Origin of the sequence: Frankia sp. Hr75.2, from assembly GCF_949319125.1 — a bacterium.
In the GTDB taxonomy this organism is placed as follows: Bacteria; Actinomycetota; Actinomycetes; order Frankiales; family Frankiaceae; genus Parafrankia; species Parafrankia soli.
Genome location: NZ_CASGGV010000222.1, coordinates 15,041 through 28,853, shown reverse-complemented (window position 1 = coordinate 28,853; position 13,813 = coordinate 15,041). Strand labels below are relative to the sequence as shown.

Sequence of the window (13,813 nt, the reverse complement as noted above, 5' to 3'; positions counted from 1 at the left end):
CTGGGTGCTCCGCAACGCGTACTCAGGTGCCGGTGGGGCCGTCGGCGCCGCCCGGCGCGGCCGGCAGCGGGCCGAGCGCGTCCCAGTCCAGCACCTCGGCGGCGACGTCGCGGATCTCCGCCAGCAGCCCGAGCCGGGCCGCGCGCAGCGCGGGATCGTCGGCCATCACCAGCACCGCGTCGAAGAAGCCGTCGACCGCGTCCGGGAGCTGCCCGGCGGCGGCCACGAAGTCGTCGAGCCCGGGCAGGCGGCCGGCGGTGCGCGCCGCCAGCTGGCGGGACAGCTCGGTGACGGCCTGAGCGAGGCGGTGGTCGGCGGGGTCGACGAGGGCGCTGATCTCGATGCCCGGCGCGACGTCGGCCGGGACGATCCGGCGGACCCGCCCCAGCGCGGCGGCCAGCCGCGCGAACGACGCGGTCTCCACCAGCGGGCGCAGTGCCTGCAGGGTCACCATCGCCTGGCCGGGCCGGCCGGTCAGCGGGCGCAGCGCGCCGACCAGCCGGTGGTCGACGCCGGTGTCGAGCAGGTACTGGGCGAACCGGCCGCGCACGAACGCGTCGGCCTGCTCCAGGGCCGCCTCCGGAACCGGCACCGGGACGAGCTTCGCGGCCTCGGCCAGCATGTCGGCCACGGTGATCCCGGCCAGCTCCGGCCGCTCGGCCAGGATCGCGGTGACGCCCAGCGCGGCGCGGCGCAGACCGAACGGGTCGGAGCTGCCGGTGGGCGCCGCGTCGAGCGCGAACAGCCCGGCAAGCAGGTCGATCCGGTCGGCCAGGGCGAGCAGCGCGCCGGGGACCGTGGCCGGCAGCGTCCCGCCGGCCCGGCGCGGCAGCTCCATCTCGTGGAGCGCGACGGCGACCGCCTCCGGCTCGCCGGCGCGGCGGGCGTACTCGCGGGCCATCGTCCCGGCCAGGCTGGACAGCTCGATCACCATCTGGGTGGCGAGGTCGAACTTGGCCAGCTCGCCGGCGCGGTCCAACGTCCGCCGCTCCGCCGGGGACAGCGCGCCCGCGTCGGAGGTGGCGAGCCGGTCCGCGAACAGGCCGGCCAGCCGCGCGATGCGCTCCGCGCGGTCGGCCACCGACCCGAGCCGCTGCTCGAAGGTCAGCTTCGCCAGCCCCGCGCGGAACGTCTCCAGCGGGACCTTGAGGTCGGCGTCGAAGAAGAACGCCGCGTCCTCGAACCGGGCCCGCACCACCGCCTCGTTGCCCGCGCGGACCAGCGGCACGTCCACCGCGCCGTCCGCGACCGTGACGAAGCAGGGCAGCAGCGCCCCGGCCGTGTCCCGCACCGCCAGGTAGCGCTGGTGCTTGTGCATGACGGTGGTGAGGATCTCGGCAGGCAGGTCGAGGTAACGCGGCTCGAAGGAGCCGAGCACCGGACGCGGGAACTCGACCAGGTTGGTCACCTCCTCGAGGACGTCGGCCTCGGTGTCGAGGTCGATCGTGCCCGCGTGCTCGGCCGCCAGCTTCGCGGCCTCGTCGACGATCAGTTCGCGGCGCGCGGCCGGGTCGAGCAGGACGGAGTTCTCGGCGAGCAGCTCCGGGTAGCCGACGGCGCCGGTCACCTCGATCGGCGGGGACCCGGCGCGCCGGTGCCCGCGGGTGGTGGAGCCCGCGGCCAGCGTCGACACCGCGACCGGGACCACCGCCCCGCCCAGCAGCGCCACCACCCAGCGCACCGGACGGCTGAAGGACAGCTCCGGGTCGTTCCAGCGCATGTTCCGCTCGGCGCGCAGCCCGCCCAGGACGGCGCCGAGGACCTCGGCGAGCACCTCCGTCGCGGGACGGCCGGTGTCGGTGCGCACCAGGGCGACGTGCTCCACCCCGCGGTGCTCGACGACCGTCAGGTCCGCCACGTCGCCGCCCTGCCCGCGCACGAAACCCGTCGCGGCCTTCGTCGGCGCGCCCTGGTCGTCGTAGGCGGCGGAGCGGCGCGGGCCGCGCACGACCCGCTCGACGTCGGGCTCACGCGGCGCGACGTCGTCGACGATCGCGACGATGCGCCGCGGGGTGCCCTGCACCCGCAGCTCGCCGTAGGTGAGCCGGGTCGCCGCGAGCCGCTCGACGAGGGCCGCGCGGACGGCGGCCGTCTGGCGGGTCACCTCGGCGGCGGGCAGTTCCTCGGTGCCGATCTCGAACAGCAGGGTGGCCGGCCCCGCCGGCACGGCGGCCGGGTCGACCGGCCGGGCGACGGCCGGGGCCAGGCGCGGCGCCTCCCCCAGCGGGTCGCCGAGCTCGTCGCGCCTGTCCCGCCAGAGCTGGGCGACCTCGCGCGACATGCCGCGCATCTGGGCGAAGGAGGTGGCCCGCTCGGTGGTGGAGACCGCGCCGCGCGAGTCCAGGATGTTGAACGCGTGCGAGCACTTCAGCACGTAAATGTGCGCGGGCACCGGCAGCCGGGCGTCGATGAGGCGGCGCGCTTCTGCGGCGCAGTCGGCGTACATGCGGCGCACCGTGTCGATGTCGGCCTCGTCGAGGTAGTACCGCGACATCTCGTACTCGGCCTGGCCGAACACCTCGCCGTAGGAGACCCCCGGCGCGTAGGCGATCTCGGTGAAGTGCCGGACCTCCTGCAGCACCATCAGGATCCGCTCGATCCCGTAGGTGATCTCGACGCTCACCGGGTCCAGGCTCTGGCCGCCGGCCTGCTGGAAGTAGGTGAACTGGGTGATCTCCTGCCCGTCCAGCCACACCTCCCAGCCCAGCCCCCAGGCGCCGAGCGCCGGCGAGGCCCAGTTGTCCTCCACGAAGCGGACGTCGTGCGCCGCGGTGTCGATGCCCAGGGCCTGCAGGCTGCCCAGGTAGAGCTCCTGCGGGTTGCCCGGGTCGGGCTTGAGGACGACCTGGAACTGGGTGTGGGTCTGCAGCCGGTTCGGGTTGAAGCCGTAGCGGGAGTCGTCCGGGCGCACCGAGGGCTCGACGTAGGCCACCCGCCACGGCTCGCCGCCGAGCACCCGCAGGATGGTCGCCGGGTTGTGCGTACCGGCGCCGACCTCGGTGTTGAACGGCTGCACGATCATGCAGCCGCGCTCGGTCCAGTAGCGGGTCAACGTCAGCAGGGCGTCCTGCATGGTCAGCATCGGGTTCAGCCTCGGCAGCTCGGTTTCGGCGACTCGGTCTCGGCCACTCACAGCCGAGGCTACCGGGTGGCGGCGCCGCTACCCGTAGCCCGCGTGGCGTGCTCCGGGCGTGGCTAGCCCTCCCGGCGCCCGCCGGGCGCAGCTAGCCCTCCCGGCGCCCGCCGGGCGCAGCTACGGCGGCGTCCGGCGCCAGCGCGGACCCGTGCGAGCGCGCCGCGCCGTCGGCCTCCCGTTCGTGCAGCACCTCGAAGGCGCCGGGCGCGTCCTGAGCCCAGGCCAGCAGCGGTGTCAGCTCGCACCGCACGGCGAAGGCGGACAGCGCCCGCCGCCAGGCCCCGGGCCCCGCCCACTCCGTCACCAGCAGCCAGGCCACCGGCTCGTCGACGGCGCGGCCGAGCCGGGCCGAGCGGAACCCGCGCTGGCCGGCGAGCGCCGCCACCACCCGCTCCCCGGCCGCGGCGAAGTCGACCTGGGCCGGCTCGGGCACCTCGAAGCGCAGGACCGCCACCACCGGAGCCCCCGTCTGGTCGCGGTCAGGCACGGTTGGTGATGATCCCGCCGTAGCGCCGGTCACGACGGGCGTACTCCTCACAGGCCAGCCACAGATCCCGGCGGTCGAAGTCAGGCCACAGAGTGGGCACGAAGGAGAACTCGGCGTACGCGGCCTGCCAGAGCAGGAAGTTACTCAGCCGCTGCTCGCCGGACGTCCGGATGAGCAGGTCGACGTCCGGCATGTCGGGCTCGTCGAGATACCGGGCGACGGTCTCCTCGTTGACGCGCTCCGGGCGCAGCAGGCCGGCCCGCACGTCCCGGGCGATCGCCGCCGCGGCGTCCGCCAGCTCGGCCCGCCCGCCGTAGTTCACGCACATCACGAGCGTGAGCCGGTCGTTGTCCCGGGTGCGCTGCTCCGCCGACTCCAGCCGCCGGATCACGTTGCCCCACAGCCGGGGACGGCGGCCCGCCCAGCGGACCCGGACTCCGAGCTCGTCCATGTCGTCGATACGGCGACCGAACACGCCGTCGGTGAACCGCATCAGGAACGCGACCTCGTCCGGCGAGCGCTTCCAGTTCTCCGTGGAGAACGCGTACACCGACAGCCAGCGCACCCCCATCTCGATGGCGCCCTCGACGCAGTCGAACAGCGCCTCCTCACCCGCCTCGTGCCCCTTGGTACGGGGCAGGCCGCGCAGCTTCGCCCAGCGCCCGTTTCCGTCCATGACGATCCCGACATGCTGCGGGACCAGGGCCGGCGGCAACGGCGGTGGCTGCGCTCCGGACGGATGAGGACGCGGATCGCGGAACCGCCGGCCCACCTCTTCACGCAGGCTCACAGCCGACATCCTCTCGTTCGGGCCGACGGCACGGCGACCGACCTCCGCCCCGGTGGGGCGCTCACCCCCATGGTCCGAACCGGCCGGCCCGCGCACACCCGGACCGCCGGTCTCGCAGCACACATCCCGTCCCCGCTCCTCACACGGTCCCTCACGCCCGCCGCGCACTGCCGTGCCCGGCCAGGGCCCCCGCCCTCGGCCACGTGTCCTCCGGCCGCCCATGCCCGTGGCCCTCACGTCCGTTCGAGATGCGGAAGGGCGCGCAGCGCCCGCTCGAGATGCCACTGCAGGTAGGCGGCCACGATGCCGCCGGCCTCCCGCCGGACGCGGGCATCGCTCGCCTCGGCGCCGTCCCAGTCACCGTGCAGGAGGTCGGCAAGCAGCCGCACCGCGGCCGGAGACGTCGACGCCGCACCCCGCGGTCGACATTCCGGGCACACTACGCCGCCGCCGGGAACGGACAGCGAGTGGTGCGGCCCCGGCTCCCCACACAGGGCGCACTCGTCGAGGGCCATGCCGTACCCCGAGACCGCCAGGGAACGCAGCAGGAAGGCGTCCAGGACCAGCGACGGCGGACGCTCACCGCCCGCCAGGGTACGCAGGCCGCCGACGAGCAGCAGGAACAGCCGTAGGGCAGGCTGGCGTTCTTCGCTGGTCAGGCGCTCGGCCGTCTCCAGCATCACCGCGGCCGCCGTGTACCGCGCGTATTCCTGCGCGATCGTCGCACCGTAGGCACCGAGAATGTCCGCCTGGGTCACCGTGTCCAGCGACCGACCCTCGTGCAGTTGGAGGTCGACGTGGGTGCCGGGCTCCAGCCGGGCACCGAACCGCGAGGACGTCCGCCGCACCCCCCGGGCCACCGCGCGGACCCGGCCGTTACGCCGGGTGAGCACCGTGACGACGCGGTCGGCCTCGGCGAAGGGCGCCGTCCTCAGGACGACGCCTTCATCGCGATACACCGGCACGTTCCCATGGTTGCACGCCCGTCCCCCCGAACAGGTAGGCCGCCGCCCGCAGGGCACGACGAGACGGACCCGGCGGCGGCAGACCGCTGGCGCGGCGTTGGGCGGGGATTCCGGCGACCACCGCTGCCGCGATCGCCATCATGTGTGGGTGCGGGTTGTTCGGCGGACGGCGCGAGGCATCATCATTGACGAGAACGGGCGGCTGGTGCTGTTCCGCAGAACCTTCCCCAAGCGCAAGCCGTACTGGTCCACCCCGGGCGGCGGCGTGGACCCCGAGGACGCCTCGGTGGAGGACGCGCTGCACCGCGAACTCGCCGAGGAGCTCGGCGCCGTGGTGGACCGGGTCCAGCAGGTCTACGTGACCGCCGCGCCCCGCGGCGAGGGGATGAACCTGCAGCACTTCTTCGTCTGCCGGCTCGTCTCGATGGACCTGGACCGGCGTACCGGCGCCGAGTTCGGCAACCCGGCCAAGGGCCGCTACGCCGTCGAGCGGATCGACCTGCGCGGCAAGAAGCTCGCCCGCTACGACCTCCAGCCGGCCGCGGTGAAGGACTACATCGTGGCCAACAGACAGGCCCTGCTGGCCACCGCGCTCAGCGGTGACGACCCGCCGCTGATGCGGGCCGACGCCCCGGCGCCGGAGCCGGAGCCGGAGCCGGAGCCCGCCCGGCCGTCGATGCCGCCCATCCTCGAGATCGTGGACGGCGAGATCGTCGGCGCCCCGGCGGGCCGGACCACCGACGAGCGGTCGCCGGCCCGGCGCTGGTGGGACCGCCTGCGGCGCCGGCTGCCGACACCGTCGTGACACCCACGGCCATGATGCTCCGCGCCGTGACGCTCAGAAGCCCAGCCGGCGCAGCTGCTTCGGGTCCCGCTGCCAGTCCTTGGCAACCTTGACGTGCAGGTCCAGGTAGATCGGGGTGCCCAGCAGCGCCTCGATCTGCGTCCGGGCCCGGGTGCCGACGTCGCGCAGCCGGGAGCCGCCGGCGCCGATGACGATCGCCTTCTGGCTCGGCCGCTCCACGTACACGTTCACGTGGACGTCGAGCAGCGGCCTGTCCTCCGGGCGGTTCTCCCGCGGGATCATCTCCTCGACCACCACGGCCAGTGAGTGCGGCAGCTCGTCACGCACCCCCTCCAGCGCCGCCTCGCGGATCAGCTCGGCGACCATGACCTGCTCGGGCTCGTCGGTCAGCTCCCCGTCGGGGTAGAGCCGCGGGCCCTCGGGCAGACGGGAGACGAGCACGTCGGCCAGCGTGCCGACCTGGAAGGACGACACCGCGCTCACCGGCACGATGTCGGCGAAGTCGCCGAGCCCGGAGACCTCGAGCAGCCGGGCGCCGACGCGGTCCGGGTCGCCGACCGCGTCGACCTTGGTCAGGATCGCCACCACCGGGGTGCGCCCCGCCATCCGGCCCAGCTCGTCGGCGATGAAGCGGTCGCCGCGGCCGAGGGGCTCGTCGGCGGGCATGCAGAAGCCGATCACGTCGACCTCGGACAGCGTCGTGCGGACGACGTCGTTGAGCCGCTGGCCGAGCAGGGTGCGCGGACGGTGCAACCCCGGGGTGTCGACCAGGATGAGCTGCGCGTCGGGGCGGTTGATGATGCCCCGGATGGCGTGGCGGGTCGTCTGCGGCCGCCCGGAGGTGATCGCCACCTTCGTCCCCACCAGGGCGTTCGTCAGCGTCGACTTGCCCGCGTTGGGCCGCCCCACCAGGCAGGCGAACCCCGACCGGAAGTCCGTCGCCGGGTCGGCGAGCTCGATGTCCACTAGCTCGTCACCCGGCTGTGCGCGACGCCGTCGGGACCGGCGAGGTAGACGGGCACCCCGGCGCCGAACTCGGCGAGCATCGCCAGGTCGTCGCCGGCGGCCTCGCCCGCCTCGGTCACCACGGCCGCGGCCTCGAAGCGGCGGGCGCCGCTGGAGGCCGCCGCCACGACCGCGGCACGCAGCGCCGACGTGGCCAGCTCGGGCCGGGTGTGGGAGACAGTCGCGGCGGCGTACGTCCGGCCGTCGGTGTCGCGCACCGCCGCGCCCTCGGCCGGCTGGCCCGCGGACGTGTACGCGCGCAGCCGGGCGGACCGAGCCAGCACCACCAGCTTCGCGTCCTCGGCCTCAAGGACGAGGCCGGCCGGCGGGGTGGGAGACGTCACGATGTCACCTTTCTGCTCGCTGGGCCCGGCGGGTGGCCCTCCGACTCGCCGTCGGTCTTCTTGCCGTCGGTTTTCCTGTTGGTGCCCTTGCCGTTGCTGCCCTTGCTGTCACTCCCGGTGGCACCCTTGCCGGTGGTGCCCCTGCCATCGCCGCTCTTGCCGGCTCCGTTCCCGCCGTTGCCCGGTGCCGGGGACAGCCGGTGGACGACGACGGTGCCGATCTGGTTGCGCCGCCCGGCCGCGCGCTCCGCCGACAGCCGCAGGCCGGCGACGTCCGCCGTCGCGCCGGGGATGGGCACCCGGCCCAGCGCGTTCGCGAGCAGCCCGCCGACGGTCTCGACGTCCTGCGCTCCGGGCAGCTCCTCGACGCCGAACAGGTCCGCGAGGTCGTCGACGTCGAGCCGCGCCGTCACCCGGGCGGTGTCGTCGTCGAGCCACTCGACCGGCGGCGCGGCGCTGTCGTACTCGTCCGTGATCTCACCGACGATCTCCTCGAGGACGTCCTCGATGGTCACCAGGCCGGCCGTGCCGCCGTACTCGTCGATGACGACGGCCATGTGGGTGCGCGACGCCTGCATCTCGCGCAGCAGGTCGTCGGCGGGCTTGCTCTCCGGGACGAGCACGGGTGGGCGCATGACCTCCGCGACCCGGCTGCTCTCCCGGCCCTCCCGCTCCCAGCCGACCATGTCCTTGAGGAAGCCGATGCCGACGACGTCGTCGATGCTCTCGCCGATCACCGGGATGCGGGAGAAGCCGCTGCGCAGCGCCAGCGAGATCGCCTGCCGGACGGTCTTGTCGGACTCGATGAAGACCATGTCGGGCCGCGGCACCATCACCTCGCGGACGAGCGTGTCACCCAGCTCGAACACCGAGGCGATCATGTCGCGCTCCTCGGGCTCGATGACCTCGTTCTCCTCGGCGAGGTCGACGAGGTCGCGCAGCTCCGCCTCCGAGGCGAACGGGCCGTCCCGGTAGCCGGGGCCGGGCGTCACCGCGTTGCCGAAGGCGATCAGCAGGCGGGGCAGCGGGCCGAAGACCTTCGCGAGCCGGATGGTCAGCCCGGCGGTGGCCAGCGACACCGCCGGGGCGTGCTGGCGGCCGAGCGTCCGGAACATCACGCCGACGAGGATGTAGGCGACGAGCGTCGACACCAGGGCCCCCAGCCCGACGGCGGCGAACCCGGAGCCGTAGGCGTGCACGGCCAGGACGGTGATGCAGGCCGCCGCGGCCATCTCGCCGACGATCCGCAGCAGCAGCAACAACGCCAGGTAGCGCCCGGGGTCGGCGACGACCCGCGCGAGGTTCGCCGCCCCCGCCTTGCCCTGCCGGGCGAACTCGTCGACGCTGACCCGGGAGACCCTGGTCAGCGCCGCGTCCACCGCGCCCAGGCCCGCTGCGGCGAGCGCGGTCACCGCGGCGATGAAGACGAGGAGAAGATCACCGGAGTCCATGGCGGCCCGGCCCCGTCAGGAGGCGCCGGTGCCGGCCGCGGTGTCCCAGGAGGCCAGCAGGCTGTTCTGGAGCTTCCACATCTCCCGTTCCTCCTCCGGCTCCGCGTGGTCGTAGCCGAGCAGGTGCAGGATGCCGTGGGTGCAGAGGATGTGCAGCTCGCGCTCCATCCCGTGGCCGGCCTGCGCGGCCTGCCGCCGGGCCACCTCGGGGCACAGGACGACGTCGCCGAGCAGGGTCGTCGGGTCCTCCTCGGGCGACTCCGACCACGACGGCTCGAACGCCTCGTCCTGCGGGAAGGCGAGCACGTCGGTCGGGCCCTCCTCGGCCATGTAGCGCACGTGCAGGTCGGTCATCGCGTCGATCTCGACGAGCATGACCGAGAGCTCCGCCAACGGGTTGACCTTCATCGTGTCGAGCACGAAACGGGCGAGCGCGGCCAGCGTGACCTCGTCGAAGTCCGTCACGCCCGACTCGTTGGCGACGAAGACGGCCATCAGAGAACCCTTCCCGCCGCCGGGGCGGGAGCCACGGCGCCAGCGCCGGCACCGGCGCTCATCGGCGGTCCCGGCGGGCCGCCCGCGTGGGGCGCGCGTCCGTGCTCGGTGCCGGGCTCGCCGCGTCCCAGCGCGCGTAGGCGTCGACGATGTCGCTGACCAGCCGGTGCCGGACGACGTCCGTGCTGGTCAGGGTCGCGAAGTGGACGTCGGCGACGCCGTCCAGGATCTCGCGGACCACTCGCAGGCCACTCTGCGTGCCACTGGGCAGGTCGACCTGGGTGACGTCACCGGTCACCACGATCTTGGACCCGAAGCCGAGGCGGGTCAGGAACATCTTCATCTGCTCGGCCGAGGTGTTCTGCGCCTCGTCCAGGATGATGAAGGCGTCGTTGAGCGTACGGCCACGCATGTACGCCAGCGGCGCGACCTCGATGGTGCCGCTCTGCATGAGCCGCGGGATCGAGTCGGGGTCGATCATGTCGTGCAGCGCGTCGTAGAGCGGACGCAGGTACGGGTCGATCTTCTCGTAGAGCGTCCCGGGCAGGAAGCCGAGCCGCTCACCCGCCTCGACCGCCGGCCGGGTGAGGATGATCCGGTTGGCCTTCTTCGCCTGCAGCGCCTGCACGGCCTTGGCCATCGCCAGGTAGGTCTTGCCGGTGCCCGCCGGGCCGATCCCGAACACGATCGTGTGCTGGTCGATCGCGTCCACGTACCGCTTCTGGTTCAACGTCTTGGGACGGATCGTCCGACCACGGTTGGACAGGATGTTGAGGGTGAGCACCTCGGCAGGCCGCTCCCCCGCGCCGCTGCGCAGCATCGCCACCGAGTGGTCGACGTGCTGCGGGCTGATCTCGGTGCCGGCGTCGAGCAGCGCGACGAGCTCGGAGAACAACCTGGCGGCCAGCTCGTTCTCCGCCGGGTCACCCGTGATCGTGATCTCGTTGCCGCGGACGTGGATGTCAGAGGAGAAGGCCTTCTCGATCACACGCAGGAGCTGGTCCTGGTGCCCGAGCAGGCTCACCATGCTGTGCCCGTCGGGGACGACGATGCGTGTGGTGACCCGGGAGCCGGGTGGGGTGTCGGATTCGGGCATGTAGTACGGCCGCCTGGGCCGGAGCACCTCTCGCTTCAACCTGGGACGAAGGTCGCCCTCAGAAGGCGGTAACGCCGCGGGACCGTCGGATCCATGCCTCGGCCACCGAGGACCAGGTCGAAACTGCGAACAAGCCACGCTGTGCCACGCCAGCCATGCTGTGCCACACCAACCACGCCACCGGCCAGCTGTGCCACCCGGGGCGGGGCCGACACGTTACCGGCCGATCTCGAGTCTATCCGCCCAGCCGACCGATGTCGGCGAGTACCACGGCCGCCGCGACCACGCCTGCCGTGGACGTCCGCAGCACCGTCGGGCCGAGCCTGCCAGCCACCGCGCCGGCGGCCGTGAGCGCCTCGAGCTCACCGTCGGCCACACCGCCCTCCGGACCCACGACCAGCAGAATCTCGCCGATCTCCGGCTCGACCGCGGGCACCGACTCGACCGCGAACGCCGGCTGCAGGGCACGCGCGAGCCCGGCCAGCGGCGTCGTCGCCGTCTCGTGCAGCACGACGGCGAGCGCCGCCCGGCGCGCGCGCTCGGCGAGCGCCGCGGTGCCCGCCAACGGGCCGACCAGCGGCCAGGCGTGCCGGCGCGACTGCTTGGCCGCCTCCTGGGCGGTGCGGGTCCACCTGGCGCGCGACCGCTCGCCGCGTTCCCCGTCCCAGCGGACGACGCAGCGCGAGGCCGCCCAGGGCACGATCTCGTCGACCCCGATCTCGGTGAGCATCTCGACCGCCAACTCCCCACGGTCGCCCTTGGCCAGGGCCTGCGCCACCACCAGCCGGGGCCCGGCCGCGGCCGGCGACCGCCGGCGCAGGACGACGCATTCGAGCTCGTCGCGGCCAACCGACCGGACCTCGCACTCCAGCGCGGCACCGGCGCCGTCGGTGACGTCCAGGCGCTCACCCACCCGCAGCCGGCGCACCGTCGCGGCGTGCCGGCCCTCGGGGCCGCCCAGCACGAAGACGTCGGCCGACGGCAGCGGATCCAGGTGGAAGACGGGCGCGGTCAGCGGTTGCGCCGACCGCCACGGCGCCGGGAGAACAGGCCGGACCCGCTGGAGGACCCGCCGACCACCGCCGGCGTCTCCTCCTCACGCAGCTTCGCCAGCTCCCGCAGGAGGCGTTCCTGCTCGGCGTCGAGCTTCGTCGGCGTCTCGACGACGATGTGGATGTGCAGGTGCCCGCGCCCCACCGCGCGCAGGTGCGGAACACCGCGCCCGGCGAGCCTGAGCACCTCGCCGGGCTGGGTGCCCGGCTTCACCGTGATCGTCTCGGAGCCGTCGAGGGTCTCCAGCGTCGCCATCGTGCCCAGGGCCGCGGCGGTCATCGGCAGGCGAAGGTCGCAGTGGAGGTCGTCGCCCTCCCGGCTGAAGACCGCGTGCTGACGCTCGGAGACCTCGACGTACAGGTCGCCGGGCGGCCCGCCGCCGGGGCCGACCTCGCCCTCGCCGGACAGCCGGATGCGCATGCCGTCCTCGACGCCCGAGGGGATCTTCACCGTCAGGGTCCGGCGCTTGCGGACGCGGCCGTCACCGGAGCAGTCCCGGCAGGGGTGCTCGATGACCGTTCCGGTGCCGGAGCAGCGCGGGCAGGGCCTCGAGGTCACCATCTGGCCGAGGAACGAGCGGGTCACCTGCTGGACCTCGCCGCGGCCGTGGCAGGTCGAGCAGGTCGACGGCTGCGTGCCGGGCGCGGCGCCCGCGCCGGTACAGGTCGCGCACACCACGGCCGTGTCGACGGTGATGTCCCGGGTGGCACCGAACGCGGTCTCGGCCAGGTCGAGCTCGAGCCGCAGCAGCGCGTCGTTCCCACGGCGCACCCTCGAGCGCGGGCCGCGGCTGGCGCCACCACCGAAGAAGGCGTCCATGATGTCGCCGAGGCCGCCGAAACCGGCGCCGAACGGCGAACCGGCGCCGGCCGCGCCACCACCGGGCGCGAGCGGGTCACCACCGAGGTCGACGATCTGCCGCTTCTCGGGGTCCGAGAGGACCTCGTAGGCGTTCGTCACGTTCCTGAACCGCTGCTGCGCCTCCGGGTCCGGATTGACGTCCGGATGCAGCTCCCGGGCCAGCTTGCGGTAGGCCCGCTTGATCTCGTCACCGGTGGCGTCACGCCGCACACCGAGCGTCGCGTAATAATCCACTGCCATCAGTCGGCACCCAAGAGTTCACCCACGTACTTGGCGACGGCTCGTACGGCCGCCATCGTTCCCGGATAGTCCATCCGCATCGGGCCGACGACTCCCATTCCGCCCAGCACCGCTGGGCCGAGACCGTACCCGGTGGCGATTACCGACGTTGAGCGGAGGGCGTCCACATCCGTCTCACGCCCGATGCGCACCGTCACAGTACCGGTCTCCCGGGCTGAACCGATCAGTTTGAGGAGCACGACCTGCTCCTCGAGTGCCTCCAGAATGAACCGCAGCGAGTCGGCGAAGTCGACCGAGGAGCGTGTGAGGTTGGCGGTACCGGCCAGCGCGACCCGCTCCTCCTGCCGCTCCAGGAGGGCCTCGAGCACCACGGTGGTGAGCGTCGTCAGGTGCGGACGCAGATCCGGCCGGACGGTCTCGGGCAGGTCCGCCGCGACCTCTGTGGCGTCGACCACACGGCGGCCCCGCAGCGAGCCGTTCAGCAGGCCGCGCAGCTCGCCGACCACGCCGTCGTCGACCGGGGTGGGAATGTCCACCACCCGCTGCTCAACCCGGCCTGTGTCCGTGATCAGTACCAGGAGCAGGCGGTTCGGGTTGAGCGTGACGATCTCGATGTGTCGGACGCTGCTGGACGAGAGTGAGGGGTACTGGACCACAGCCACCTGACGTGTGAGTTGCGCGAGCAGGCGCACCGACCGCCGCACCACGTCGTCGAGGTCGACCGCGCCCTCCAGGAAGCTCTGGATGGCCCGGCGCTCGGCGCGTGACAGCGGCTTGACGCCGGAGAGCCGGTCGACGAAGAGGCGATAGCCTTTGTCTGTCGGGATGCGGCCCGCGCTGGTGTGCGGCTGCGTGATGTAGCCCTCTTCCTCGAGGGCCGACATGTCGTTGCGCACCGTGGCGGGCGACACGCCCAGAGCGTGCCGCTCGGCCAACGTCTTGGATCCCACCGGCTCGTTGCTGAGCACGAAATCCTCGACGATCGCCCGCAGCACCTCCAGCCGCCGTTCCTCCAACACGTGGCCACACCCCCTTCGCCGGTTTCGGTAAGCCAGGCGGGGCTGGCGGCGCGCGCCGGACCGGTC

General features: G+C 73.4%; 13 protein-coding genes. 1 reads left to right on the top strand and 12 read right to left on the bottom strand.

What is annotated here, in order from left to right:
- Positions 1-22: 22 nt before the first annotated feature.
- From AC559T_RS15870 to recO, 4 genes are all read right to left on the bottom strand, one after another.
- Positions 23-3,082: a glycine--tRNA ligase gene (locus AC559T_RS15870; RefSeq protein WP_498869236.1), complete on the bottom strand. Its 3,060-nt coding sequence runs from the start codon at positions 3,080-3,082 to the stop codon at positions 23-25.
- A gap of 142 nt (positions 3,083-3,224) precedes the next feature.
- On the bottom strand, positions 3,225-3,623 hold the full coding sequence (locus AC559T_RS15865; RefSeq protein WP_071065340.1) for an antibiotic biosynthesis monooxygenase family protein: 399 nt from the start codon (positions 3,621-3,623) through the stop codon (positions 3,225-3,227).
- Complete coding sequence (locus tag AC559T_RS15860; protein ID WP_112106878.1) at positions 3,616-4,413, bottom strand: isoprenyl transferase; 798 nt, start codon at positions 4,411-4,413, stop codon at positions 3,616-3,618. The genes AC559T_RS15865 and AC559T_RS15860 overlap by 8 nt, the downstream gene beginning before the upstream one ends.
- A 233-nt stretch (positions 4,414-4,646) precedes the next feature.
- Positions 4,647-5,372: a DNA repair protein RecO gene (gene recO, locus AC559T_RS15855; RefSeq protein WP_041253970.1), complete on the bottom strand. Its 726-nt coding sequence runs from the start codon at positions 5,370-5,372 to the stop codon at positions 4,647-4,649.
- Between the two features lie 154 nt (positions 5,373-5,526).
- On the opposite strand from recO, the gene AC559T_RS15850 reads away from it, so the two are divergent.
- Positions 5,527-6,183 (top strand): NUDIX domain-containing protein, encoded by a 657-nt coding sequence (locus AC559T_RS15850; protein WP_498869235.1) that lies wholly within the window; start codon positions 5,527-5,529, stop codon positions 6,181-6,183.
- A 33-nt stretch (positions 6,184-6,216) separates the two neighbouring features.
- On the opposite strand, the gene era is transcribed toward AC559T_RS15850, so the two are convergent.
- From era to hrcA, 8 genes are all read right to left on the bottom strand, one after another.
- Positions 6,217-7,149 (bottom strand): GTPase Era, encoded by a 933-nt coding sequence (gene era, locus AC559T_RS15845; RefSeq protein WP_020459718.1) that lies wholly within the window; start codon positions 7,147-7,149, stop codon positions 6,217-6,219.
- Positions 7,149-7,532, bottom strand: a complete 384-nt coding sequence (locus AC559T_RS15840; RefSeq protein ID WP_071065336.1) for a cytidine deaminase-like protein — start codon at positions 7,530-7,532, stop codon at positions 7,149-7,151. Before AC559T_RS15840 ends, era begins: the two co-directional genes overlap by 1 nt.
- Positions 7,529-8,983 carry a hemolysin family protein gene (locus AC559T_RS15835; RefSeq protein WP_498869234.1) on the bottom strand — a complete coding sequence of 485 codons (1,455 nt, stop codon included), beginning with the start codon at positions 8,981-8,983 and terminating at the stop codon, positions 7,529-7,531. Before AC559T_RS15835 ends, AC559T_RS15840 begins: the two co-directional genes overlap by 4 nt.
- 15 nt (positions 8,984-8,998) lie before the next feature.
- Entirely contained in the window at positions 8,999-9,478 is a 480-nt protein-coding gene (ybeY, locus tag AC559T_RS15830; protein WP_020459715.1) for an rRNA maturation RNase YbeY, read from the bottom strand.
- 58 nt (positions 9,479-9,536) lie between these two features.
- Positions 9,537-10,574, bottom strand: coding sequence for a PhoH family protein (locus AC559T_RS15825; protein WP_112106876.1), 1,038 nt, complete (start codon positions 10,572-10,574; stop codon positions 9,537-9,539).
- A 235-nt stretch (positions 10,575-10,809) separates the two neighbouring features.
- On the bottom strand, positions 10,810-11,589 hold the full coding sequence (locus AC559T_RS15820) for a 16S rRNA (uracil(1498)-N(3))-methyltransferase (protein ID WP_498869325.1): 780 nt from the start codon (positions 11,587-11,589) through the stop codon (positions 10,810-10,812).
- Positions 11,586-12,728, bottom strand: coding sequence for a molecular chaperone DnaJ (gene dnaJ / locus AC559T_RS15815; RefSeq protein WP_020459712.1), 1,143 nt, complete (start codon positions 12,726-12,728; stop codon positions 11,586-11,588). Before dnaJ ends, AC559T_RS15820 begins: the two co-directional genes overlap by 4 nt.
- Positions 12,728-13,747 carry a heat-inducible transcriptional repressor HrcA gene (hrcA, locus tag AC559T_RS15810; protein ID WP_020459711.1) on the bottom strand — a complete coding sequence of 340 codons (1,020 nt, stop codon included), beginning with the start codon at positions 13,745-13,747 and terminating at the stop codon, positions 12,728-12,730. The genes dnaJ and hrcA overlap by 1 nt, the downstream gene beginning before the upstream one ends.
- Positions 13,748-13,813: the final 66 nt, after the last annotated feature.